The sequence below is a fragment of the Mesoterricola sediminis genome (assembly GCF_030295425.1).
Lineage (GTDB): Bacteria > Acidobacteriota > Holophagae > Holophagales > Holophagaceae > Mesoterricola > Mesoterricola sediminis.
In genome coordinates this window covers 3,710,118-3,732,899 of sequence record NZ_AP027081.1, presented here as the reverse complement: position 1 = coordinate 3,732,899, position 22,782 = coordinate 3,710,118, and the positions used below count along the sequence as shown (strand labels likewise).

Sequence of the window (22,782 nt, the reverse complement as noted above, 5' to 3'; positions counted from 1 at the left end):
GAAGCCTGGCGAGGCGGACCTCCGCGGGCCGCGGAGGTCCGCCTCGCCCCCGTACCGGACTCAGGCCCCCGTCGCCCGCGCCCACTCGCGGAGGGCGCGGCCGGCGCAGTCCTCGATGGACATGCCGGAGAGGTAGTTGCCGGCCACCAGGAGGTCCTGGCCGGCCAGGGCCCGGTCCAGCTCCGCCAGCCAGGCCTCGTGGCCCAGGGCCAGGGCGGGCATGGTGTGGTCCCGGCGGTGGGCGGCCTCGATGCGGGCGGGGTCGGCGCCCAGGACCTGGCAGGCGTAGGCGCGCATGGCCGCCTCGCTGTCGTCGCGGTCGCCCCGGAAATGGAAGCTCCAGGCCCGCTTGCCCTCCACGGGGAAGGCGTCGCCGGAGACGGCGGAGAAGCAGGGACCCTCGGGAAGGATCAGGCCCGTGAGCCGGGGCAGGTGCGGCAGGGGATCGGCGAGGACGAGGCCCAGGGTGCGCACCGTGACGGTGCGGATCCGGCCCAGGACCTCGGCCACCCCCGGGAAGTCCGCCGCCGCCAGGGCCGCGGCCTCGGGGGCGGGGACGGCCAGGGCCACCCGCTTCGCGGCGATCTCCTCGCCCAGGCCGGTGCGCACCCGGAACCCGTCGCCGGTGCGGGCGAGGCCCGCGGCCTCACGGCCCGCGGCCAGGTGGATGCCGGGATGCTCCGCCAGGGCCTGGACGGCGGGCCCCAGGCCCCCGCGCACGGCGAAGCTGCGGAGCACCTCCTTGCGCCGGGAGGGGCGCTTCTGGAAGAGGGCGCCGGCGGGGAATCCCGCGGTCTCCTGGGAGGCCACGGCGTTGAGGGCCGGGTGGAGGACGCGGTCCCAGTTGCCCCGGCCCAGGATGCGGCCGTAGTAGCCCTCCACGGTGAGGCCCTCCTTCCGGGTCCAGAAGGCCTTGGGGACGGAGACGGCCGCCTCCAGGACGTTCAGGCAGGAGCCGATGGAGCGGACCTTGCCGCCCACCACCATGCGGAAGCCCAGCCCCTTGCGGGGGGAGGGCAGGGCCAGGAATCCGGCCTCCTCGGCCAGGCCCAGGAACTGGGTGTAGGAGTTGTAGCAGGTGTGGGCGCCCAGCTCGAGGACGCCGGCGGGGGGCACGGGGGCGGAGCTCAGGCAGCCGCCGGCCTCCGGGCGGCGCTCGAGGACGATCACCTTCTGGCCGGCCCGGGCCGCGGCCCGGGCCAGGCAGAGGCCGCTGACCCCCGCGCCGACGACGCAGAGATCGAAGGAGGTGCCGGGGAGGGGGGCCATGTCGCGCATGGCACTACGCTAGCAGGATTGGGGGCCCCTCCGGCGGGGAGGATGGGTCAGGCCGCGCGCCGCGCCGCCCCGCCCAGGAGGCCCGAGGCGAAGGCCAGGCCCAGGAGGGGGGAGATGCCGTAGCCCAGGACGGGCACGGGGAACTGGCCCAGGGCCGGCGCGAGGAAGGCCCCGGCGGCGAAGGCCGCCAGGCCGGCGGCGACGGGGGCCGCGCCCGGGTCCCGCCGGCGGGTGTCCAGGGCGAGGATCGCCAGGGAGGCCGGCAGGGCCAGGGCCGCCAGGCGGGCCAGGACCCCCAGGACGCCGGCCGTGGTCGCGGCCAGGGCCAGGATGCCCTCCACCACCGGCACGGGGGAGAGGTGATCGGGGCGTGTCCAGGCGGGCACGGCCAGGGCCAGGAGGGCGAGGGCCAGGCCGGTCCGGGCGGGCCGGGCCAGGGCGGGGGTGGCGGCGGCCGCCGCCGCGGCGCCCAGGGCGAAGGCGGTGGCCGTTCCGGCATCGGGCTGGAGGCAAAGGAGGGCCTGGGTGGCCCCGGCCAGGAGCAGCGCGGCCCGCCAGCGGCCTTCGGCGAGCCCGCGGGCCAGGGCCACGAGCAGGAGGGGACAGGCCAGGAAGCCGGTGTGGAGGTGGATCGGGCCCAGGCTCACCCACCGGTGGATGCCGATGAGGCCCACGTCCAGGAAGGCGGCCCCCAGCAGGGCCAGGGCCGGCAGCCAGAAGCGCGCCTTGGCGACCGCCTCGGCGGGCACGGACCGCAGGACCCAGGCCAGGCCCAGGGCCGCCCCCAGGGCAACCAGCTGGGTCGCCACCCGCGCGGGCGCCGCCCCGGCCAGGGCCATCACCAGGGCGCCGATGAGTCCGCCGAAGGCCAGGCAGGCGATGGGCGCGAGGGGGGTCCAGGGGGGGAGGGTACGGTCCACGGGCAATCCAACCTTTCCTCCATTGGACCACGGCCCGCCACCTCAGGCCGGGGGCAGGTCCTCGTGGCGGAAGGGCCGCGCGCCGGGCCCGGCGTAGTCGGCGACGCGGTGGCCCTGGCCCTGGAGCAGGTACTTGACCGTCACCAGGCCCTCCAGGCCCACCGGGCCCCGGGCGTGGAGCCGCCCCGTGGCGATGCCCACCTCGGCCCCGAACCCGTAGCGGTAGCCGTCGGCGAAGCGCGTGGAGGCGTTGTGGTAGACGCCGGCCGCGTCCACCTCCCGCAGGAAGCGGGCCGCGGCCTCCGGATCCCCCGTGACGATGGCCTCGGTGTGGCCGCTGCCGTGGGCGGCGATGTGGGCGAGGGCCTCGTCCAGGCCGTCCACAACCCGCAGGGCGAGGATGGGCGCGCCGTACTCGGCGTCCCAGTCCGCCTCGGCCGCCTCGGCCATGGGCGCCAGGGCCCGGGCCCGGGGGCAGCCCCGGAAGGCGACCTCCGGCAGGGCCGCCACCAGGGCCGGGACCAGGCGGGGGGCGGCCGCGGCGTCCACGAGGACCGTCTCCACGGCGTTGCAGGCGGCGGGGTACTGGAGCTTGGCGTCCCGGACGAGGTCCAGGGCCATGGCCGGGTCCGCCGCGGCGTGCAGGTAGAGGTGGCAGACCCCTTCGGCGTGGCCGAGGACGGGGATGCGGGTGCGGGCCTGGATGGCCCGGACCAGGTCCGAGGAGCCGCGGGGGATCACCAGGTCCACGTCCCCGTGGAGGGCCAGGAGGGCGTCCACCTCGTCCCGGTCCTCCAGGCGCTGGAGGGCGCCGGGGGGGAGGCCCTCCGCCGCCAGGGCCCCGCGCAGGAGGTCCACGAGGAGGGCCACGGTGCGCGCGGCCTCGCGGCCCCCCTTCAGGAGGGCGGCGTTGCCGCTCTTCACGGCGAGGGCGCCGATCTGGACGGCGGCGTCGGGCCGGCTCTCGAAGATCACCGCCAGCACCCCCAGGGGGACGGTGATCCGGGTGAGCTCCAGGCCTTCGTCCAGGCGACGGCGCAGGTCCACCCGGCCCAGGGGGTCGGGGAGGGCCGCCACCGCCTCGAGGCCCCGGGCCATCTCCTCCACCTTGGCCGCGTCCAGGTGGAGGCGGGCCAGGAGGGCCGCGGGCAGGTCCGCGGCGGCGGCGCAGTCGGCCGCGTTGGCCTCCAGGACGGCCTGGCGCCCGGCGCGCAGGGCCCCCGCGGCCTGGCGGAGGGCGCCGGCGCGCTGGGCGTCGGGGCAGGTGCCCAGGGTCCGGGTCGCCGCCCGGGCGGTGGCCGCGAGGACCTTCATGGCCTGGCTCATGCCTCCACCTCCTTCAGCCACCGGTCCAGGGGATCCTTCTTCGGACGGGCCCCCGGCACGAAGAGCGTCCCCGCCTCCGCCCCGGCCAGCACCGCCTCCACGATGCCGGGGCGCTCCCCGGGGGCGATGACCACGGTCACGCCCGCCGCCATGCCCAGGCGCGCCGCCTCCAGCTTGGTGGCCATCCCCCCCCGGCCCCGGGCGCCGCCGCCCTGGGCCAGGGCCTGGATCCGCGCGTCGATGCGCCGCACCTCGGGCAGGAGGGGGGCCCCGGGGCTCTGCCGGGGGTTGGCGGCGTGGAGGCCATCCACGTCCGAGAGCAGCAGGAGCAGATCCGCCCCGAGGCCCGCGGCCACCAGGGCGCTCAGCTTGTCGTTGTCCCCGAAGACCCGCAGCCGCTCCAGCTCCAGGGTGGCCACGGTGTCGTTCTCGTTGATCACCGGCACCACGCCCATGCGCAGGAGCTTCTCCAGGGTGGCGCGGAGGTTGGCGCGCCGGCCCGGGTCCCGGAAATCGTCCTGGGTGAGCAGCACCTGGGCGCAGACCGTCTCCAGGCGCAGGAACCCGGTCTGGTAGAGGGCCATGAGCTCCCCCTGGCCCACCGCGGCGCAGGCCTGGGCGAGGGCCAGGCCCTGGGGCTTCCCGGCCAGGGCCAGGCGCCGCGCCCCCAGGCCCGTGGCGCCGCTGGTCACCAGCAGCACCTCCCGTCCCTGGCGGCGGAGGCCCGCCAGGCTTTCCACCAGCGCGAAGAGCCGCCCCAGGGCGGGCAGCCCGTCCTCCCCCAGGAGGACGTTCGTGCCGGCCTTCACGACGATGCGGCGGGCCTGGGCGAGGCGGGCCCGGGCGGGGGATGGGGAGGTCTGGGGCGGGGTCATGGGGGGTCCTGGCATGAAAAAGCCCCCGGAGGACGGGGGCGGGTGCGGAAGGGGGCGGCTTCGCTCAGGCGGACGGCACGCGCTCCGGGGCACCCAGGTGGCTAGGGCGCGGGGAGGCGGGGCGCACGGCGGCGGAGGTCATGGGGAGAAGATAGGCTCCCCCCGCGGGCGCCGCAAGCGGCGCGGGCGGGGGGAGGCATTCACGTTGCTTATCGATGATCCCGCGGGCATCGGGCCGCGGTCGATGGGACCTCGGAAGTTTGATAAGCCTTTTTGTTGAAGCTTTTGAATGTGAAATGGCAACTGGACTACTGGGATTGTTCAGGACTGGATCACTGGCTGGCGGGCAGGCCCAGGCACCCTGGAGCACGGCCGCACGTCGCGGCCCCCCTTCCCGTTCATTCAAAACCCGGAGCGCCTATGGGCAGAACATGTCAACCCGCCAGGGCCGTCCTGGCCTTCCTTTGCGCCCTGGCCCCCCTCGCGGGCCAGGAGGTGAAGGTCCTCGAGCGCACGCTGCCCAATGGGTTCAAGGTGCTGCTGGTGGAGCGCCACGACGAGCCGTCCATCGCCTGTGGCTGGGTGGCCCGGGCCGGAAGCGCCAACGAACGGCCTGGCATCACGGGCGTGGCCCACCTCTTCGAGCACATGATGTTCAAGGGCACCCGCACCATCGGCACCCGGGACGCGGTCCGCGACGGCGAGCTGAACCGGAAGCAGGACGAGGTGATGAAGACCGTCCGGGGGGAGCAGGCCCTCCTCCGGGAGCGCCTGCGCCGGGGCGAGATCCAGGACCTGCGGGACCCCGCGGTGCGCACGCCGCGTCTCCAGGCCGCCCTGGCGGAGCTGGACACCCTGGTGAAGGCCCAGCGGGAGCTCATCGTCAAGGACGAGCTCATGAAGCTGTACGGCCAGGCCGGGGGGACCGGGCTCAACGCCAACACCACCATGGACCGGACCTTCTTCCACATCGACCTGCCCGCCAACAAGCTGGAGCTGTGGGCGTGGCTGGAGTCCGACCGGCTCCTGAACCCGGTGTTCCGGGAGTTCTACAGCGAACGTGACGTGGTCCTGGAGGAGCGCCGCTTGCGGGTAGAGGCCACCCCCACGGGCAAGGCCCTGGAGACCTTCCAGGCCATGCAGTGGCAGGCCAGCCCCTACAGCTGGCCCGTGATCGGCTGGCCCAGCGACATCTCCAGCCTCACCCGGGACCAGGCCGACGCATTCTTCTCGACGTACTACGCGCCCGGCAACATCACGCTCATCCTGGTGGGCGACTTCAGAGCCGACGAGGCGATGGCGACCGTCACCCGCTACTTCGGCCGGATCCCTGGGAACCCCGTGCCGCCGCCGCCGGTCACCGTGCTCGAGCCGCCCCAGGGCGGCGAACAGCGGCTGGTGGCCACGGTCGAGTCCATGCCCTTCGTGCTGATCGCCCAGAAGGCAGTTCCCGCCGTCCACCGGGACGCCGCGGCGCTGGACATCCTTTCGGGCATCCTGAACGGGGACTCGGGCCGGCTCAAGCGTGCCCTCGTGCAGGACCGGAGCGTGGCGGTCTTGGCCGGCAGCGGATTCGACGGCATGAAGTTCGGGGGCGTCTTCCGCCTCTACGCGGCCCCGGTCCCGGGGAAGGCCCCCGAGGAGATGGAGGGACTGCTCCTCGAGCAGGTCCGTGCCATCCAGGAGCAGGGCGTCACTGACCACGAACTCCAGAAAGCGAAGAACCAGATCGCCGCCAGCATGTACCGGCGCATGGACAGCAATGCCGACCTGCGTGACCAGCTGGCCGAGGCCGAATCCGCCGGGACCTACCGGGATTTCCTGGAAGAGCCGGGACTGCTCCAGGCCGTGACCCGTGAGGACGTGCAGCGCGTGGCCCGCGCCTATTTCGCCCTTGAGGGCCGCAACACCCTGGTGGTCCGCCGGAAGGAGGCCAAGTGATGATCCGCCCCATCCTCCTCTCCCTGGCCGCGGGCCTGGCCCTCCAGGCCCAGGCCATCCCGCCCCGGCCCGAGGCCATCGCGTTCAAGCCCCTCGCCTTCTCCGTCCCCAAGGCGGGCGCCTTCAAGGCCGACCTCTCCAACGGCATTCCGGTCTACATCGCCGAGGAGCCCGACGGTCTTCCATTCGTGCGGATCCGGGTCTTCATCAAGGGGGGGGCGTACCTGGATCCCGCGGGCAAGGAGGGCCTCGCGGCCCTCGCCGGAGCCCAGCTGCGCGCCGGAGGCACCCTTCGCACCCCGGCCGCGGCCCTGGACGAGCGCCTGGAATTCCTCGCCGCCTCCATCCAGAGCAGCCTGGGCGACACCAGCGGCTCGGTCTCCCTGGATATCCTGGAGAAGGACCTGACCGAAGGCCTGGACCTGTTCATGCAGGTGCTGACCCAGCCGGCCTTCGCGCCGGAGCGGCTGGACCAGGCGAAGCGGGCCATCCGCCAGAACCTGGCCTCCCGCGGCGACAAGCTGGAATCCATCGCGGCGGTGGAGCTGCCCCGGCTGCTCTACCGGGCGGGCCACTTCACCTCGGCCCAGCCCACGGCGGCCAGCGTCGCCGCCCTCACCCGGGAGGACCTGGCGGCCTTCCATGCCCGGCTCCTCCACCCCGCCAATCTGGTCGTCTCGGTTTCGGGCAAGTTCCAGCGCAAGGCGATGCTGGCCCGCCTCGACGCGACCCTGGGCCGCCTCAAGGCCGGCCCCGCGGCGAAGCCGAGCCCCGTCGTGCCCGCTCCCGGTGCGCTGGCGAAGCCCGGCATCTACGTCGTCGACAAGGCGGTCCCCCAGAGTCTCGTCCAGTGGGCCCTGCCCGGCCTGCGGCGCACCGATCCGGACTGGGCCGCCGCCACCGTGCTGAACAGCATCCTGGCCAGCGGCGACTTCACCTGCCGTCTGATGAAGAAGATCCGCAGCGACGAGGGCCTCACCTACGGCATCGGCGGCGCGTTCGGCGAGGGGTCGTACTGGCGGGGCCACTGGAGCGGAAGCTTCCAGACCAAGAACAAGTCCGTGGCCTACGCCCTGAGGCTCTTCCTGGGCGAACTGGACCGCATCAAGCGCGAGCCCGTTCCCGCCGAGGAGCTGGGCTCCATCCAGAACACCATCGTGGAAGCCTTCCCCGCACGGTGGGGGCGGAAGGCCAACGTGGTGAACCTCTTCGCCGGTGAGCGGCTGGTGGGCTGGCCTGAGGACGGGTGGACCGACTACCGCGAGCGGATCCGGGCCGTGACGGCCGCGGACGTGCAGCGGGTGGCCAGGACCTACCTGGACCCCGCGAAGCTCGTCCTCCTCGTGGTGGGGAAGGCCGACGAGGCCCTGGCCGGCGATCCCGAGCACCCCGGTCCCCTGGCGGCTGTCGCCCCGCTGCCCGTCGTGCGCCTGCCCCTGCGCGACCCCCTGACCCTGAAACCCCTTTCCTGAGGCCTGCCCCATGTTCCTTTCCAGACTGCTATCCCTCGCGGCCCTGGTGCTCGCGTTGACGGGGACGAACCCGGCCGCCGCCGCGGATCCCCGGATCGACGTCGCCTTCAAGAAAGGCGAGGTGGTGATCACCGTCCCCCAGGGGACCCACATCAAGAAATCCTTCACCGAGGTGCGTCTGGACGGTCGCGGCCGTCTCAAGCCGGCCGCCCTGCCCAGGGCCGACGCGAAGGACGAGCTCGGCGACGACATCTACCACGGCACCGTGCGGATCCCCGTGGCCGGGGAGGGCCTCCAGGACCCGGCGAAGCTCCTGGTGCAGTACCAGGCCTGCACGGAGGGCGAGGGCGGCAACTGCTACCCGCCCACCGAGGTGGAGCTGAAGATCAAGGCTGCGGACCTGAACCGGGCCGCGGACTCCCAGGGGAAGGCGGAGGCCGTACCGGCCATGGCTGACGCCGCCGCCGGGACCGCCCAGGCCGAACCCGCCTCCGGGACGGCCGAGGCCGCCCCTGCCCCCGGGGCCGCGCCCGCCGCGGCCCCCGCCCATGCCGAGCCCCCCGCGCCGGCCGCCGAGGACAAAGGCTTCCTCCTGAGCCTCCTCGTGGTCTTCCTGGCGGGGCTCGGCGCCTCCCTCACGCCCTGCGTCTACCCCATGATCCCCATCACCATGGCCATCATCGGCGCCAAGGGCGGCGGGAAGCTGAAGGGTTTCTCCCTCTCCTTCGTCCTCGTCCTGGGCATGGCCGTCACCTACACCGTGCTGGGCGTCGTCGCGGCCCGGAGCGGCGCCACCTTCGGGGCCTTCGCCCAGAAGGCCGCCTTCCTCGTGCCCGTGTCCGCGCTCTTCGCGGTCTTCGCCCTGTCCCTCTTCGGCGCCTTCGAGATCAGCCTGCCCCAGGGTCTCCAGAACCGCCTCCAGGGCGGCGGCCCCCGCAAGGGCTACGCCGGCGCCTTCTTCATGGGCCTCGTCCTGGGCCCCCTGGCCGCGCCCTGCGTCGGCCCCATCATCGGCACCGTGCTGGTGGGCATCGCCCAGAAGGGCAGCATGGTCCTGGGCGGCCTGCAGCTCTTCGTCTTCGCCCTGGGCATGGGCGTCCTCTTCATGGCCGTGGGCACGTTCAGCGCGGGCCTGCCCCGCAGCGGCGACTGGCTGACCCGCCTCAAGCACGTCATGGGCCTGGTGGTCCTGGGCTTCGCCGCCTGGAACGTGCGCTTCGTGGTGCCCGGATGGGCCAACTACGCCCTGTGGACCGCGACCGCCCTCGCTGGTGCGGCGGTGTTCGGGGTCTTCGAGGCCGCGGAGGGCCTGGCCGCCCAGGCGCGCAGGGCCCTGGCCGCCGTCCTCCTGGTGCTCGCCGCGGTCCTCGCCCTGAAGGCCGTGGAGACGGGCCTGGACGTGCAGCTCCTGCCCGCCGGCGGCGCCGCGCAGGCCGGGAAGGCCGAGGCCTCCGCCTGGGGGACCGATTTCGAGAAGGCCCTCGCCGAGGCCAAGGCCTCCCGCAAGGTGGTCCTCCTGGACACCTGGGCCGTGTGGTGCGCCCAGTGCCGGGAACTGGACGAGAAGACCTGGCCGGATCCCGAGGTGACGGCCTGGATCAAGGCCAACGCCGTGGCCGTGAAGGTGGACGCCGACAAGGTGCGCCCCGACCTGGCGAAGACCTACGCCATCCGCAGTTTCCCCACCGTGATCCTGATGGACGCCGAGGGCCGGGAGATCCGGCGCAGCCTGGGCTTCCGCAAGCCGGCCGAGATGCTGGCCTGGCTCCGCTCCTGAACCCGAGGTCCCCATGTCCCAACCGGTCCGCAACGTCCTCATCATCGGCGGAGGCCCCGCCGGGTATACCGCCGCCATCTACGCCTCCCGGGCGGGGCTGCAGCCCCTCCTGCTGGAGGGGCCCCAGCCCGGGGGCCAGCTCACCATCACCACGGACATCGAGAACTTCCCCGGCTTCCGGGACGGCATTGCCGGCCCCGAGCTGATGGCGACCATGCGCGCCCAGGCGGAGCGCTTCGGGACCGAGATCCTGACGGCCACCGTGGCCTCGGCCGACCTGTCGGCCCGTCCCTTCGCGGTGGAGACGGACCAGGGCCGCATCCTCGCAGAGACTGTCATCCTCGCCACGGGCGCCTCGGCCAAGTGGCTGGGCCTGGGCAAGGACGAGTCCCTGAGCCGAACCGGGGGCGGGGTCTCGGCCTGCGCCACCTGCGACGGATTCTTCTTCCGCGGGCGGGAGGTGGCCGTGGTGGGCGGGGGCGACACGGCCCTGGAGGAGGCGCTGTACCTGACGCGCTTCGCCTCGCGGGTGCACCTGGTGCACCGCCGGGACGCCTTCCGGGCCTCCAAGGCCATGCAGGAACGGGCCCTGGCCCACGAGAAGATCACGATCCACTGGAACAAGCGCGTGGCGGACCTGCACACCTGGAAGACCGCCGTCGCCGGCGGAGAGCAGGAACGCCTCGAGGGGCTCCTCCTGGAGGACACCCGCGACCAGTCCATCTCCCGCCTCTCGGTGCAGGGCCTTTTCGTGGCGATTGGCCACCAGCCCAACACGGGCTTCCTGAACGGCCAGCTCCCCGTGGACGAGGGCGGCTACCTGAAGGTGGAGCCCGGAACCTGCCGCACTATCATCGAAGGCGTGTTCGCCGCCGGCGATGTGGCGGATCCCACCTACCGCCAGGCGGTCACCGCTGCGGGCCGCGGCTGCATGGCGGCCATCGAGGCGGAGCGCTGGCTGGCCGAACGTGAGGCCCTGGCCGCCGCCGGCGGCCGTTGATGCCTGGAGGACGGCCATGAACCTCGCCGACCTGGAAGTGCTGGTATGCCTCGCCGAGGAGGGCCGCTTCACCTGGGCCGCCCAGAAGCTGAACCGGTCCCAGCCCGCGGTGAGCATGGCCGTGCGCCGTCTGGAATCGGAGTTCGGGTCGCGCCTCCTGGGGCGCAACTCCCACCGGGTGGTGCCCACCGAGGCCGGCAAGCGGGTCCTCGTCATGGCCAAGCACATGCTCCAGCTCCGGGAGAACGCCGCCCGCGACCTACGGGACCTGGAGGGCGGAGGGCAGGGCCAGCTCCGCGTCATCGCCAACGAGCTGCTCTGCTCGTACCTTCTTCCGCCGCTCCTTGAGACCTTCCACAACCGGTCCCCGGGCGTGCGGGTGGAGGTGGTCCAGGGGGCCTCCTCGGATGTCCTCAAGGGCCTGCTTGACCAGGACTACGATTTCGGGTTCGTGACCTTCGCCCCGTGCTCGGGAGAGCTGACCCACCGCTCCCTCTTCGCGGATCCGCTGGTGATCTGCGTGCCCGCGGGCCACCCCCTGGAGCGGCTCCCCTCGCTGACCTGGGCCCACCTGCGCTGCTGGCCCATCCTGGCCCACTCCCGCAGGACCCCCACCCGCCAGCGGCTGGAATTCCAGCTCACCCAGTCCGGCTCGGGTCTCGTGAACGCCATGGAACTGCCCTCCCTTGAGACCCTCAAGCGCTTCGTGGCCGGCGGCGCCGGCGTCGCCATCCTGCCCCGGCTCTGCCTGGCGCGGGAACTGGCCGAGGGTTCCCTCACGGCGCTGCCCCTGCCGGGCCAGCCCATCACCCGCGACATCCGGGTGGCGCACCGCCGGGATCCCCGGTGCTGCCCCGCCGCCCGCGTCTTTCTGGACCTCCTGCAGGTCCGCTACGCCCTCAGCCCGCCGCCCCAGGCGGGCCTTCCCCCTCTCCGGAGCATCCATGTCCCGACTTGCTGAAATCACTGACCAGGGCTTCCAGGAAGCCACCGCCCAGGGCTGGGTCCTGGTGGACTTCTGGGCTCCCTGGTGCGGCCCCTGCAAGGCCCTGACGCCCACCCTGGAGGCCGCGGCGGAGGAGCTCGGGGACAAAGTCCAGATCGTCAAGATGGACATCGACGCCAACCCAGACACCGCCACGGGCCTGGGGATCATGTCCATCCCCGCGCTGGTGCTCTTCAAGGATGGCAAGGTCACCGCCCGTACCGGCCACCCAGGGAACCTCGCCGGCCTGAAGACCTTCCTGGGACCGGCCCTCGCCTGAGGGGGCCCCGCCGTTCCGTCAGCTCCTGGGCTTCACGCCCAGGAGGCTGCGGACGAAGAAGTCCTTGAGGCGCCGCTCCACGTGGGGGATGCGCATGGTGCCGTGGTCCGAGCCGGGGACGACGAGCATCTCGAAATCCCGGTCGGCCTTCACCAGGGCGTTCACCACCTGGAGGGTGGAGGCGGGGTCCACGTTGGTGTCGGTCTCGCCCACGAGGAGGAGCAGGTCCCCCCGGAGGCGGTGGGCGTTGGTGACGTTGCTCTGCTCGGCGTAGGCGGGGCCGACGGGCCAGCCCATCCACTGCTCGTTCCACCAGACCTTGTCCATGCGGTTGTCGTGGCACCCGCAGTCGGCCACCCCGGCCTTGTAGAAATCGCCGAAGGCGAGGAGGCCCCGGAGGGCGTCCTGGCCGCCGGCGCTGCCCCCGAAGATCCCGACCCGGCCCAGGTCCATGGCGGGGTCGTGGGCCGCGGCGGCCTTCATCCAGAGGATGCGGTCCGGGAAGCCGGCGTCGCCGAGGTTCTGCCAGCAGACGTCGTGGAAGGCCTTGGACCGCCAGTTGGTGCCCATGCCGTCGATGCAGACGAGGATGAAGCCCAGCTCGGTCAGGTCCGCGTGGAGGGGCTGGTGGGTGAAGGCCTTGGGGGCGAAGGCGCCGTGGGGGCCGGCGTAGATGTACTCGATGACGGGGTAGCGGCGGGCGGGGTCGTAGGTGCTGGGGCGGTAGATCACGCCGTGGATGTCGGTGCGCCCGTCCCGGCCCTTGGCCACGAACCGCTCGGGGAGGCGCCAGCCGGCCTTCAGGAGGGCATCCGGGTTCCAGCGCTCCACCTCCGCGATCCGCGCGCCGTCGGAGGTCCGCCGGAGCTCGGCCACGGGGGCCTGGTCGACCCGGGACCACACGTCCACGAAGGCGCGGCGGTCAGGGCTCAGGGTGACGGTGTGGGTGCCGTCGCCCTGGGTGAGGACGGTCAGGCCCGCGCCGTCCAGGCCCACCCGGGCCAGGTGCAGCTGATAGGGATCCTGCCCGGGCACGAGGCCCCCGGCGAGGAAGAGGATCTGGCGCTTCTCCCGGTCCACGTGGAGGACGCGGCGCACCACCCAGGGCCCGCGGGTGATGGCGTTCTTCACCTGGCCGGTGCGGCTGTCCACGAGGTAGAGATGGTTCCAGCCGTCCCGCTCGCTCATCCAGACCAGTTCGCCGGTGTCGTCTAGGAAGTCCAGGAACTGCTTGCCGGAGTAGTCGATGAAGGTGGCGCTGCGCTCGTCCACGACGGCGGAGGAGGCGCCGGTGGCGGCGTCCACGGCGATGACCCGCAGGACCTGGTGGCCGCGCTGGTTGTACACGTAGAAGAAGCGGCTTCCGTCCTTGGCCCAGTGGATGTCCAGGTCCTCGCCGTAGCCGAAGTAGGGGGTGGGGGCCAGGGTCTCGTCGGCGGGGAACGCGCGGCCGCCGCCCTCGAGGCGGATGAGCACCGGCCGCACCACGGGCAGCGGGTCGCCGGGCTTGGCGTAGTCGTGGACGTGCACCTTGGGCTGGAGCTGGTCCTTGGGGGACGATTCCACGAAGGTCACTTTGCGGACGGGGACGACGGTGGTGCGCTGGGCCACGAGGCTGCGGCCGTCGGGGCTCCAGTCCAGGGCGCCCGTGTAGGGATTCTGGGTGTCCCCGTCCTGGGTGCGGAAGAGCTCCTTGCCCCCGAGGGTCCGCACGACGATGTTGGCATCCCGGAGCTGGGCCGTCTTCAGGCCGTCGGGACTGCGCACGGGCGCGGCGGTGCGGCGCGGGGGCGGGTCGTCGTCGGGGCGGGGCGCGGGGGGCGCCTCCGGGGGGGGCTGGACGGGGCTCACCGCGCCCTTGCGCGGATCGATGCTCCACCAGCCTTCGTCGGTGCGGAAGCGGAGGCGCTTCCCGCCGTCCAGGAAGGCCAGGTCCTGGAGGGGCAGGCGCTCGGCGTCCACGGGCCGGCCCGTGACCCGGGCGAGGGCGGCGGCCAGGGCCGCGTGGTCGAAGGCGGGGCGCCGGGCGCCGCTCCGGGCCTCCACCCGGATCCAGGCGGCGCCGCCGCCCGGGAGACCCTTGCGGTACCAGAAGGCCGAGCCATCCTCCAGCCAGGTGGGGCGGAGGGCCATCTGGCCCAGCTCGGCGGTGACGAGGGCCTTCATGCGGGCGGCCCGTTCGTAGTCGGCCCGGGTGCCCTGGGCGGCGAGGACGCCGGCGAGGCCGAGGAGGATCAGCGCGGGTTTCAGCATGGGGACTCCGGGCGGTTCAGGGGAAGTAGACCTGGCGGACGAAGGGTTCCTGGGCCTCGAAGCCCCAGTGCACGTCCCGCAGGTGGGCGGCGGCCTCGGCGGGGGACCCCGCCTCCAGGAGGCGGAGGATCTCCTCGTGCTCGAGGATGCCCCGCTCCTCCCAGGGGACGTGGATGCGCTCCGCGCGCCGGGTCCAGTCGTAGAGCTGGTGCTTCTTCAGGTGGACGAGGGCGATGATCCTGCGGTTTCCCTGCCGTTCCAGGAAGAAGTCGTGGAAGGCGTAGTTGTGCTCCCGGTAGGCGTCCGGGTCCCCGTCGGCGACGGCCCGGGCGCAGCCCCGGTCCAGCTCCCGGAGGCGGTCCAGGTCCGCGGGCGTGATGCCGGGGGCCGCCGCGAGGAGGGCGGCGGCCTCCAGGGCCCCCACCAGCTGGTAGATCTCCCGGATGTCCCGGGGCTCCAAGGTCCGGATGGAGACGCCGCGCCGGGGGGAGATGGTGACGAACTCCTCGGCCTCCAGCTGCAGGAGCGCGTCCCGCAGGGGCGTGCGGCTCACGCCCAGGTCGCGGGCCAGGCGGTTCAGGTCGAGGAAGGAGCCCGACGCGAAGGCGCCGCGGCGGATCTCCGCCTTGAGGTGGTCGTAGACCTGCTCCCGCAGGGGCCGGGCGTCGATGGGGCGGGGGGCGTCCGGGGCGGGGCTCATCCCTTGGCCGCCTCGATCTCGGCGGCGGTGCGCGGCTTGGGCGGGCCCAGCCGGCGGGCCCCGTCCTCCGTCACCAGGAAGTCCTCCTCGATGCGGAGGCCGCCGAAGCCGCGCCAGGCCTCCAGGGCCCCGTAGTCGATGAAGTCCCGGAAGCGGCCCTCCCCGCGCCAGCGGTCCGCGAGCTCGGGCATGACGTAGATGCCGGGCTCGACGGTGAGGACGAAGCCCGGCTCCAGGGGGCGCGCCAGGCGCAGCGACTTCAGGCCGAACTGGGTGCTGCGGGGGCGGCCCTCGTGGCCCACCCAGCCCTCGCCGAGGTTCTCCATGTCGTGGACGTCCAGGCCCATGAGGTGGCCCAGCCCGCAGGGGAAGAAGAGGGCGTGGGCGCCCTGGGCCACGGCCTCGTCCACGTCCCCCTTCATCAGGCCCAGGTCCCGGAGGCCGGAGGCCAGGGTCCGGCAGGCCAGGCGGTGCACGTCCTGGAAGGGGACCCCGGGCCGGAGGGCCGCGACGGCGGCCAGGAAGGCCGCGAGGACGAGGTCGTGGATGTCCCGCTGGCGGGAGGTGAAGGCGGGGTCCACGGGGAAGGTGCTGGAGAGGTCGCCGGCGTAGCCGTTGGCGGTCTCGGCCCCCGCGTCCAGCAGGAAGAGCTGCCCCGGCTCGAGGGCGTGGCTGTAGTCGTGGTTGTGGAGGACCCCGCCCCGCACGGTGGCGATCACGGGGAAGGAGAGGCCGCCGCCGGCGGCCAGGGCGATCTCCGTGACCCGGCCCCGGATCTCGGATTCCAGGACGCCGGGGCGGGCCATGGCCATGGCCGCCAGGTGCATGCGCACGGAGACCTCCACGGCCGCCTCGATCTCGGCGATCTCCTCGGGGGCCTTGCGGATGCGCAGGTCCGCCACCGCGCGGATGAAGGGCACCGAAGCCCGGGCGGCCTGCTCCGCCGGGGCCAGGCCCAGGGCCGCCTGGAGGCGCAGCTGGTGCTCCCCCCGGTAGGGCGGCAGGAAGTGGACCGGGCGGCCTCCGGCCAGGGCCCGCTGGACCTCCGTTTCCAGGGCTGCCGCCGCGGCCACCCCCTCGATGCCGGCCGCGTCCGCCAGATCCCTGGCGGAGGGCTGGGGGCCCGTCCAGACGATGTCGTCCAGGGTGGGGTCGTCGGCGTAGAGGGTGGTGCGGCCCGCGTCCAGATCCACCAGGGCGGCGAAGCCGGGCCGGGCGATTCCCGTGAAGTAGAGGAAGGTGCTGTCCTGGCGGAAGGGGTAGGGGTTGTCCGGGTAGTTCATGGGACTCTCCCCGTTGCCCAGGAGCAGGAGGAGACCTCCGGAAAAGCGGGCCTGGAGGCGGCGCCGCCGTTGGGCGTAGGGGAGGGATCCGGCCATGGGGACCTCGCGGGCGATGGGGGTGTGATATGTGATATATCAGATGGCCGCTTGGTCGGTCAATCCTGGGCGCCCCACAGCGAACGGGGCGGGTCCGGGCCATCGCCAGGTTGGAAGGCCCGGCGGGGAGCCACCCATCGCCCGCTCGGAGGCCGCGCCGCCCCAGGGCCGTGGGGCCCCCCGGGGCCGAAGGGCGGGGGATTTCCCGTGGTCCGGGCCCGCGATTCTTGTAAAATCCTGTCAACATCCCTTTCGCCGGAGCCCCAATGCTCCTTCGACCGCGTGGTTCCATCGCCTCCCAGGTCCGCGTCGGCCTGCTCGTCATCGCGAGCATGGCCATCGCCGGCTCCCTGGCCGTGCTCGGCCTGGCCATCGCGACCGAAGGCAAGGCCCTGCGCCTGTTGATGGGCCACGCGGGCAGCCTGGGCGTCCCGGAGGCCCAGATCGCGGCCCTGCGGAGCCAGGGGCGCCTCTCCCTCGCCCTCGGCCTGGCCCTGGCGGTGCTCACCCTGGTGGTGACGGTGGCCTTCAGCAACCTCATCGCCTACCGGGTGCGCCGGGGCGTGCAAAAGCTGCTGACCCAGCTGCGGGCCGTCCATACGCCGGACGTGCCGCCCTCCGAGGACCTGCCGGAGGGGGATGAACTGGCCCTGGTCCGGCGGGAGCTGGGCCGGACCCTGCGCCAGAACCAGGTCCTCCTCCAGACGGTGCGCCAACAGCAGGCCTTCCAACGGGCGGTGCTCGACGGGGCGTCCGCGGCCATCATCGGCCTGGATCCCGACGGGCGGGTGAACCTGTGGAACCGGGGCGCCGAACGCATGACGGGGTTCACGGCCGAGGAGATCGTGGGGCGGGGGGATCCCGCCTGGTGGCGCCTGTCCGAGGAGTTGGAGCACCTGGCGGCGGAGCTTTCGGCCCAGCTGGGCCGGCCCGTCGAACCGGGGATCCCGGCCGTGCAGGAAGCGGCCGCCCTGCCCGGGTTCTCCAGCGAGTGCCACTATCGCCACCGGGACGGCCACCTCACCGAGGTGCTGCTGGGCATCTCCCAGGTGCGGACGCCGGAGGGGGAATTCCTGGGCACCATGGGCGTGGCCCAGGACCTCTCCCGCATCAAGGCCCTGGAATCGGAGCTCACCTCCAGCGAGGCCCGGTACCGCTCCCTGGTGGACCGGTTGCCGGACGTGGTCTACCAGACGCGGGTCTGGCCTGACGGACGCCGCGCCTGGCCCTTCTGCAGCGCCCAGTTCGAAGCCTTCTACGGCGCGCCCCCTTCGGTGCTCGAGGCGAACCCCGCCTATTCCCTGGACAAGGTCCACCCCGACGACCGGCCCGGATACCTGGCCGCCCTGACGGAAGCCGCGGCGCAGCTGTCGCCCGTCACCTGGGAGGGGCGGTCGTACACGGAGCGCCCGGGCGAGATCAAGTGGGTGCGGGTCCGGCGTTCGCCCACCCGCCTCGAGGACGGGAGCATCCTGTGGGACGGCCTGCTGGAGGACATCACCAAGCTCAAGGAGGCCGAGGAGCGGCTGCGGGCCAGTGAGGCGCGGGCCTTGGAGGCCTCCCGGGCCAAGTCCGTCTTCCTGGCGAACATGAGCCATGAGTTGCGGACGCCCCTCTCCGTCATCCTCGGCTACGCCAGCCTCCTGGCGCGGACGCCGGGGCGGCCCGCCGCGGAGCAGGGCCAGCTCCTGCGCATCCAGCAGGCCGGGGAACACCTCCTCTCCCTCATCAACGACGTGCTCTCCCTCACCAAGATCGAGGCCGGCCGCAGCGAGGTGAAGCTCGAGCCCTTCGAGCCCGAGCGGCTCTTCTCGGAGCTGGAAGGGCTCTTCCACCTGACGGCGACCCAGAAGGGGCTGCGCTTCTCCGTGGACCGGCTGGGGTTCCCGCCCTACGTCAACGGCGACAAGGCGAAGATCCGCCAGATCTTCGTCAACCTGCTGGGCAACGCCTTCAAGTTCACCAAGGCCGGCCACGTCACCGCCCGCGCCGCCTGGGCGGAGGGTTCGGCGGTCTTCGCGGTGGAGGATTCGGGCCCCGGCATTCCCGTCGAGGACCAGGCGGGGCTCTTCACGGCCTTCCAGGAGACCCGGCGGGGGGCGGCCCTGGGCGGGGCGGGCCTGGGCCTCCACATCAGCGGCGCGCTCGCGGAGAGCCTCGGGGGCCGTATGTCCCTGCAGAGCGCCGAGGGCCGGGGCTGCGTGTTCACCTTCACCCTCCCGCTGCCCGAGATCGAGGGCCCGATGGTGGGGCCCGGCGAGCACGCCCTCCCCAGGCTCGCCGGTTCCGGCGAGGCCCCCCGGATCCTCGTGGTGGACGACAGCGAGGGCAACCGCGAGATCCTCTCCGAGATCCTCCTGCAGGTGGGATTCCGGGTGGAGACCGCCGCGAGCGGGCTCGAAGGGGTGGAGAAGTGGCGGAACCTGAGGCCGGACCTCATCCTCATGGACCTGCGCATGGAGGAGGTGGACGGCTTCGAGGCGGTGCGGCGGATCCGCCGGCGGGAGGAGGCCATGGCCACCCGCGTCCCCGTGATCGCCGTGAGCGCGAGCGTCTTCGACGTCACGCGCGAGATGATCGTCGAGCACGGCTTCGACGACTTCCTAACCAAGCCCCTCGACCTCAACCGCATGCTCGACCTCGTCCGGGCCCTCCTCGGCGTGAGCTGGGAGCGGGAGGCCGCGCCCGGCGCGGCCCAGGGCATGGGCGACATCACCGCCCTGGGCGCCCAGGACCCGGCCTGGCTGGAGCGGTTCGCCGCCCAGGTGAAGATGGGCGACCTGGACGCCGCCGACGCCCTTCTCGCCGAGCTGCCCGAAGCCGGGCTCCGCGAGGCCGTCCGGGGGCGGCTCCGCGCGTACCGCCTTCAGGACCTGCTCGAACACCTCGGCTGAACCAGGAGACTCCCGATGCTCGTTCCTCCCGCCGACATCCTCCTCATCGACGACAACCCAGCGAACCTCGAGCTCCTCACCGTGGTCCTCAAGGTGGACGGGCACCGGATCCGGACGGTGACGAGCGGGCCCATGGGCCTGGAGGCCGCGCGGCGGCACCTGCCGGAACTCGTACTCCTGGACGTGACCATGCCGGGCATGGACGGCTACGAGACGTGCGAGGCCATGAGGGCCGACGAGGTGCTCAGGGGGGTTCCGGTGATCTTCATCAGCGCCCTGGACGATCCCCTGGACAAGGTGAAGGCCTTCCAGTGCGGGGGCAGGGACTACATCACCAAGCCCTTCTCCATCGAGGAGGTCAAGGCGCGGGTGGAGCACCACGTCACCCTGGCGCGCCTGGGCCGCGACCTGGAACGGCAGAACCAGGCCCTCCTGGACGCCAACCTCAAGCTCAAGGAGATCCACACCCTCAAGGCCAATTTCACCGCCATGCTGGTCCACGACATCCGATCCCCCCTCACCAGCGTCGGCCTGGTGCTGGGCATGGTGAAGGAGGGCTCCCGGGTCGGCCCCGGCGCCATGGCCCAGGCCGAGGAGAGCTTCGAGCGCGTCAACCGGCTCCTGGAGGAGATGCTGGAGCTGCACCGGAGCGAGCACCAGGGGCTGCCCGTGGATCGCGCCGACTTCGAGGCCGGCGCGTGGCTGGAGGCGGTGGCGGAGCGCTTCCGGTTCCGGGCCGAGCGCCTGGACCTGGCCTTCCAGGCCTCCCTCCACCCGGGCATGCCCGTCCTGCACGGGGACCGGGCCAAGCTGGACCGCGCCCTGGACAACCTATTGGACAACGCCCTCAAGTTCACCCCCCGGGGCGGCGCCGTGAAGCTGGAGACGGGGCTCGAGTACGGGGCCGGCGTGGAGGCGGGGCTGACCTTCCTCCGCATCGACGTCATCGACACGGGGCGGGGGATCCCCGCCGAGGAGCTGCCCTTCATCTTCGACCCCTTCCGCCAGGTGAAGGGCGAGGACGCGCCCAAGGGCTTCGGGCTCGGCCTCGCCATCACCCAGCGGATCGTGGCCTCCCACCAGGGGCAGATCCACGCCCAGAGCCAGGTGGGCTTCGGCAGCTGCTTCCGCATGCTCCTGCCGGTCTGAGCGCCTCAGGCGTCCTGCGCCGCGAGCCAGGCGATCGCATCCTCCGGGGGCGCCTCCCGGCCCTCGCCCCGGCGGGGGCGGAGGTGGAGGGGGCCCCCCGCGGCCTCCCGGTCCCCGAGGGCCACGAACCAGGGGATGCCCAGGTCCCGCGCCGTCCGGACCCTGCGGCCCAGGCTGTCCCCGGGCGGCGCGATCACGGCCCGGAGGCCCGCGGCCTGGAAGCGGGTCCGCAGGTGGGCGGCGAAGGCCTGGTGGGCGGCCTCCACCGGCGCCAGCATCACCTGCTCCGGGGCCAGCCACAGCGGCAGGTCCCCCCCGTGGTGCTCCAGGAGGATGCCCAGGAAGCGCTCCAGGCTGCCCAGGAGGGCGCGGTGGAGCATGACGGGGCGCAGCGGGCCGGCGGGACCCGCGACCTCCAGGCCGAAGCGCTCGGGCATCACCAGGTCCAGTTGGAGGGTGCCGCACTGCCAGGGCCGCCCCTGGCGGTCGCGCAGGGTGAACTCCAGCTTCGGCCCGTAGAAGGCCCCGTCCCCCGGATGCACTTCGAAGGAGAGTCCGGCCTGTCGGGCCGCCTCGCCCAGCCAGGCCTCGGCCCGGTCCCAGGTGGCGTCGTCGCCGGCCCGCACTTCGGGCCGGGTCGCCAGGGCCACCTGGGCCGAGGGGAAGCCGGAGGCCGCGTAGAAGCGGAAGAGGCTGGCCGCGAAGCCGGCCACCTGCGGCACCACCTGGTCCTCCAGGCAGAACAGGTGTCCGTCGTCCTGGGTGAACTGGACGAGGCGGAAGAGCCCCTGCAGCGCCCCGCTGGGTTCGTTCCGGTGGCAGACGCCGAACTCCGCCACTTTGAGGGGCAGGTCCCGCCAGCTGGGCGCCAGGCGCTGGACGATCTGGATGTGGCCGGGGCAGTTGACGGGCTTGATGGCCCGCTCAGGCGCCCCCGCCACGATGAAGAGTCCGTCCCGGAACGCGTCCCAATGGCCGCTGCGCTCCCACATGGAGCGGGCGAGCACCTGGGGGGTGCGCACTTCCAGGAAGCCGTCGGCCTCCATGACGCGGCGGACGCGGGCTTCCAGGAGACGCAGGCAGGCCAGCCCGCGGGGGTGCCAGAAGACCATGCCGGGGCCTTCCTCCTGGAGGTGGAACAGGCGCATCCTGCGGCCCAGGGCGCGGTGATCGTGGGGGTCCAGCATCGTTTCCTCCGTGCGGGAAAGGCGGCGGAGGCGGCCCGTACGCGCCGACCCCGCCGGGGGGGCGGGGTCGGGGTCGTGCGCTCGTTTCAGGTCCGCACGATCCTCACCCGCCGGGGGCGGTGGTGGTCGTGGTGGTGACAACGGCGCAGGCCATGGATCCAGGCTACGTCCCCGGAACCGGGGGCGCAAGGGGGGGCTCGGTCAGGCGCGCAGGGCCTGGGCGAGGCGGTAGTCCTCGCCCTGGATGTGCTCCACGAGCCAGCCCTCCAGGAAGTCCATCACCTGGAGGGTGAGCATGGCCTGGCCGCTGTTCAGCTTGTGGACCAGGTCGGTGACCTTGGCCACCAGGTCCGCGTGCAGTTCCTTGTGCCGCTGGGCACCGGCGTACGCGTGGGCGGCCATCAGGTCCTCCTCCATGCGGAAGTGGGACACCGTGTAGTCGGCGAGGAAGCTCAGCACCTTGTGGAGTTCGTCCTTGCCCTTCCCCTGCTTCATGGCGTAGTGGAGGGCGTTGTAGGCATCGATGAGGGCCTTGTGCTGTTCGTCGATGGTGGGGTGCCCGGTCTCGAGCCGGGCGTCCCAGGTGATGAGGGCCATGCAAACCTCCAATGGTTATGAGTTACCATATGAATCACCTACCGGTCGATCCTTTATTGTAAAAATCATGTTTCATGGAAAGGGGTAGGCTGGAGGCATGCTCTACGATGTCACCGCCCCCCTCTCCTCCCGTCTCGCCGTGTGGCCCGGCGACACCGGCTTCCAGCGGAAGGTCGGCCTGAGCCTGGACGCCGGCGACTGGGTGACCACCAGCACCTTCAGCACCACCTCCCACGCGGGCACCCACGCCGACGCGCCGGCCCACGTGGTGCCGGGGGCGCCGGCCATGGACCAGGTGGACCTGGCGGCCTACTTCGGCCCCTGCGAGGTCATCGCCGTGGACCTGCCGCCCCGCGCCCGGATCCTGCCTGAGCACCTGCCCCACGAACCGCGGGCCCCCCGGGTGCTCTTCCGGACGGGATCCTATCCGGATCCGGAGGCCTTCCGGGAGACCTTCAATGCCCTGTCGCCCGACCTGGTGAACTGGCTGGCCGACCGGGGCTGCCGTCTGGTGGGCCTCGATACGCCCAGCGTGGACCCCTTCGACAGCGCGGCGCTGGAAAGCCACCATGCCTTGTTCGCCCGGGACCTCCGCTGCCTGGAGGGCCTGCGCCTGGATGCCGTCCCGCCGGGTCTCTACTTCCTGTCGGCCCTGCCCCTGCGCATCGAGGGCGGCGACGGCTCGCCGGTGCGGGCCATCCTGGCCACCGGTGTGACGACCGAGCTCTGAGCGAGGGCCCGTAGGCTCCAGCGAGCACGTGATAAGCTC

18 protein-coding genes are annotated in these 22,782 nt (G+C 72.9%); 9 read left to right on the top strand and 9 right to left on the bottom strand.

The window, feature by feature from the left end:
* Positions 1-60: 60 nt before the first annotated feature.
* Genes R2J75_RS16175 through proB form a run of 4 tightly spaced genes read right to left on the bottom strand, consistent with a single transcriptional unit; the run spans position 61 to position 4,399 of the window.
* Positions 61-1,278 (bottom strand): FAD-dependent oxidoreductase, encoded by a 1,218-nt coding sequence (locus tag R2J75_RS16175; RefSeq protein ID WP_316410609.1) that lies wholly within the window; start codon positions 1,276-1,278, stop codon positions 61-63.
* 47 nt (positions 1,279-1,325) lie between these two features.
* Positions 1,326-2,198, bottom strand: a complete 873-nt coding sequence (locus R2J75_RS16170) for a hypothetical protein (RefSeq protein WP_243329627.1) — start codon at positions 2,196-2,198, stop codon at positions 1,326-1,328.
* A gap of 42 nt (positions 2,199-2,240) precedes the next feature.
* A complete protein-coding gene (locus R2J75_RS16165) occupies positions 2,241-3,524 on the bottom strand; it encodes a glutamate-5-semialdehyde dehydrogenase (protein WP_316410608.1) in 1,284 nt (427 codons plus the stop codon).
* Positions 3,521-4,399, bottom strand: a complete 879-nt coding sequence (proB, locus tag R2J75_RS16160) for a glutamate 5-kinase (protein WP_316410607.1) — start codon at positions 4,397-4,399, stop codon at positions 3,521-3,523. Before proB ends, R2J75_RS16165 begins: the two co-directional genes overlap by 4 nt.
* Positions 4,400-4,819: 420 nt before the next feature.
* On the opposite strand from proB, the gene R2J75_RS16155 reads away from it, so the two are divergent.
* Genes R2J75_RS16155 through trxA form a run of 6 tightly spaced genes read left to right on the top strand, consistent with a single transcriptional unit; the run spans position 4,820 to position 11,854 of the window.
* Positions 4,820-6,340 (top strand): M16 family metallopeptidase, encoded by a 1,521-nt coding sequence (locus tag R2J75_RS16155; RefSeq protein ID WP_316410606.1) that lies wholly within the window; start codon positions 4,820-4,822, stop codon positions 6,338-6,340.
* Positions 6,340-7,812 (top strand): M16 family metallopeptidase, encoded by a 1,473-nt coding sequence (locus R2J75_RS16150; RefSeq protein ID WP_316410605.1) that lies wholly within the window; start codon positions 6,340-6,342, stop codon positions 7,810-7,812. The genes R2J75_RS16155 and R2J75_RS16150 overlap by 1 nt, the downstream gene beginning before the upstream one ends.
* Positions 7,813-7,822: 10 nt before the next feature.
* Positions 7,823-9,589, top strand: coding sequence for a protein-disulfide reductase DsbD family protein (locus R2J75_RS16145; protein WP_316410604.1), 1,767 nt, complete (start codon positions 7,823-7,825; stop codon positions 9,587-9,589).
* 13 nt (positions 9,590-9,602) lie between these two features.
* Positions 9,603-10,589: a thioredoxin-disulfide reductase gene (gene trxB / locus R2J75_RS16140; protein WP_316410603.1), complete on the top strand. Its 987-nt coding sequence runs from the start codon at positions 9,603-9,605 to the stop codon at positions 10,587-10,589.
* 16 nt (positions 10,590-10,605) lie between these two features.
* Positions 10,606-11,550, top strand: a complete 945-nt coding sequence (locus tag R2J75_RS16135) for a LysR family transcriptional regulator (protein WP_316410602.1) — start codon at positions 10,606-10,608, stop codon at positions 11,548-11,550.
* Entirely contained in the window at positions 11,534-11,854 is a 321-nt protein-coding gene (gene trxA / locus R2J75_RS16130) for a thioredoxin (protein WP_316410601.1), read from the top strand. Before R2J75_RS16135 ends, trxA begins: the two co-directional genes overlap by 17 nt.
* 18 nt (positions 11,855-11,872) lie before the next feature.
* Here the strand turns inward: trxA and R2J75_RS16125 are convergent, their stop codons facing one another.
* Genes R2J75_RS16125 through R2J75_RS16115 form a run of 3 tightly spaced genes read right to left on the bottom strand, consistent with a single transcriptional unit; the run spans position 11,873 to position 16,186 of the window.
* Positions 11,873-14,107, bottom strand: a complete 2,235-nt coding sequence (locus R2J75_RS16125; RefSeq protein ID WP_316410600.1) for a prolyl oligopeptidase family serine peptidase — start codon at positions 14,105-14,107, stop codon at positions 11,873-11,875.
* A gap of 16 nt (positions 14,108-14,123) precedes the next feature.
* Entirely contained in the window at positions 14,124-14,807 is a 684-nt protein-coding gene (locus R2J75_RS16120) for a GntR family transcriptional regulator (protein ID WP_243346400.1), read from the bottom strand.
* Positions 14,804-16,186 carry an aminopeptidase P family protein gene (locus R2J75_RS16115; protein ID WP_316410599.1) on the bottom strand — a complete coding sequence of 461 codons (1,383 nt, stop codon included), beginning with the start codon at positions 16,184-16,186 and terminating at the stop codon, positions 14,804-14,806. Before R2J75_RS16115 ends, R2J75_RS16120 begins: the two co-directional genes overlap by 4 nt.
* A 266-nt stretch (positions 16,187-16,452) precedes the next feature.
* Between R2J75_RS16115 and R2J75_RS16110 the strand changes: the two genes are divergently transcribed.
* On the top strand, positions 16,453-19,080 hold the full coding sequence (locus tag R2J75_RS16110; protein WP_316410598.1) for a response regulator: 2,628 nt from the start codon (positions 16,453-16,455) through the stop codon (positions 19,078-19,080).
* Positions 19,081-19,095: 15 nt separating this feature from the next.
* Complete coding sequence (locus R2J75_RS16105; RefSeq protein ID WP_243329613.1) at positions 19,096-20,229, top strand: hybrid sensor histidine kinase/response regulator; 1,134 nt, start codon at positions 19,096-19,098, stop codon at positions 20,227-20,229.
* Between the two features lie 5 nt (positions 20,230-20,234).
* Here the strand turns inward: R2J75_RS16105 and R2J75_RS16100 are convergent, their stop codons facing one another.
* On the bottom strand, positions 20,235-21,416 hold the full coding sequence (locus tag R2J75_RS16100; protein ID WP_243329611.1) for a threonine--tRNA ligase: 1,182 nt from the start codon (positions 21,414-21,416) through the stop codon (positions 20,235-20,237).
* 201 nt (positions 21,417-21,617) lie between these two features.
* Positions 21,618-22,013: a bacteriohemerythrin gene (locus tag R2J75_RS16095; protein WP_243329609.1), complete on the bottom strand. Its 396-nt coding sequence runs from the start codon at positions 22,011-22,013 to the stop codon at positions 21,618-21,620.
* Between the two features lie 97 nt (positions 22,014-22,110).
* Here R2J75_RS16095 and R2J75_RS16090 point away from each other — a divergent pair, with 97 nt between their 5' ends.
* Entirely contained in the window at positions 22,111-22,743 is a 633-nt protein-coding gene (locus R2J75_RS16090) for a cyclase family protein (protein ID WP_243346402.1), read from the top strand.
* Positions 22,744-22,782: the final 39 nt, after the last annotated feature.

Coding starts and splice junctions, on each gene's coding strand:
- R2J75_RS16100 (WP_243329611.1), bottom strand. CDS start 21,416: ATGCTGGACCCCCACGATCACCGCGCCCTGGGCCGCAGGATGCGCCTG.
- R2J75_RS16115 (WP_316410599.1), bottom strand. CDS start 16,186: ATGGCCGGATCCCTCCCCTACGCCCAACGGCGGCGCCGCCTCCAGGCC.
- R2J75_RS16165 (WP_316410608.1), bottom strand. CDS start 3,524: ATGAGCCAGGCCATGAAGGTCCTCGCGGCCACCGCCCGGGCGGCGACC.
- R2J75_RS16095 (WP_243329609.1), bottom strand. CDS start 22,013: ATGGCCCTCATCACCTGGGACGCCCGGCTCGAGACCGGGCACCCCACC.
- R2J75_RS16125 (WP_316410600.1), bottom strand. CDS start 14,107: ATGCTGAAACCCGCGCTGATCCTCCTCGGCCTCGCCGGCGTCCTCGCC.
- R2J75_RS16150 (WP_316410605.1), top strand. CDS start 6,340: ATGATCCGCCCCATCCTCCTCTCCCTGGCCGCGGGCCTGGCCCTCCAG.
- R2J75_RS16110 (WP_316410598.1), top strand. CDS start 16,453: ATGCTCCTTCGACCGCGTGGTTCCATCGCCTCCCAGGTCCGCGTCGGC.
- R2J75_RS16135 (WP_316410602.1), top strand. CDS start 10,606: ATGAACCTCGCCGACCTGGAAGTGCTGGTATGCCTCGCCGAGGAGGGC.
- trxA (WP_316410601.1), top strand. CDS start 11,534: ATGTCCCGACTTGCTGAAATCACTGACCAGGGCTTCCAGGAAGCCACC.
- R2J75_RS16120 (WP_243346400.1), bottom strand. CDS start 14,807: ATGAGCCCCGCCCCGGACGCCCCCCGCCCCATCGACGCCCGGCCCCTG.
- R2J75_RS16155 (WP_316410606.1), top strand. CDS start 4,820: ATGGGCAGAACATGTCAACCCGCCAGGGCCGTCCTGGCCTTCCTTTGC.
- trxB (WP_316410603.1), top strand. CDS start 9,603: ATGTCCCAACCGGTCCGCAACGTCCTCATCATCGGCGGAGGCCCCGCC.
- R2J75_RS16175 (WP_316410609.1), bottom strand. CDS start 1,278: ATGCGCGACATGGCCCCCCTCCCCGGCACCTCCTTCGATCTCTGCGTC.
- R2J75_RS16145 (WP_316410604.1), top strand. CDS start 7,823: ATGTTCCTTTCCAGACTGCTATCCCTCGCGGCCCTGGTGCTCGCGTTG.
- R2J75_RS16090 (WP_243346402.1), top strand. CDS start 22,111: ATGCTCTACGATGTCACCGCCCCCCTCTCCTCCCGTCTCGCCGTGTGG.
- R2J75_RS16105 (WP_243329613.1), top strand. CDS start 19,096: ATGCTCGTTCCTCCCGCCGACATCCTCCTCATCGACGACAACCCAGCG.
- proB (WP_316410607.1), bottom strand. CDS start 4,399: ATGACCCCGCCCCAGACCTCCCCATCCCCCGCCCGGGCCCGCCTCGCC.